We start from the raw sequence: 562 nt of genomic DNA on the forward strand, positions 1-562 counted from the left end.
ACGGACAACGGAAATTCGAGGCGTTGCCCATCTCGGCACGGCACACCTGCATGCCGCGGTGCAGGCACATGTTAAACATGGCCCGAACCTCACCCTTCGAATCACGGGCAATGATGAAAGAGTCGTTCAAAACTCGCCGCACGACGTAATCCCCGTCCTGTGGGATCTCCGACTCATGAGCCACGAATTGCCAGGCGCGGCCAAAGATCCGCTCTTTTTCCAGGGCGAATAGATCCGCATCGTTGTACGCATGGGCGGGAATCATCCCGCGGCGAATATCGTCGAAAATCTGCCGCTGATCTGTCACGCCAAACCTCGTCCGACACACTCTCTGGATAGCAGAAAAATATCCTGCTCTACAGAGCAGAGTACGGCGACCACTCAGGCTCGTCAATTCAGTCTCTGCAGGCCAGAAACTTCCACCAATCGTCGGGTATTGGCGTCGGCAGCTCGAACCGGGGCGGAGACCGGTTCAGTGCGTCACGCCTACGCGATGATGGACGCATGAAGGTCAAGAAGGTCAGCGAAGTGCTGCGGGTAGGGCGGTTCGAGCCCACCTTTG

At 57.5% G+C, this 562-nt stretch carries 1 protein-coding gene; it reads right to left on the reverse strand.

Going from position 1 to position 562, the window contains the following annotated elements; translation table 11 throughout:
* The coding region (locus F6Q13_RS19900) for a Rieske 2Fe-2S domain-containing protein (protein WP_293060131.1) at positions 1-265 on the reverse strand (265 nt) is incomplete at its 3' end.
* Positions 266-562 lie beyond the last annotated feature (297 nt).

Origin of the sequence: Mycobacterium sp., from assembly GCF_008709575.1 — a bacterium.
Taxonomy (GTDB): domain Bacteria; phylum Actinomycetota; class Actinomycetes; order Mycobacteriales; family Mycobacteriaceae; genus Mycobacterium.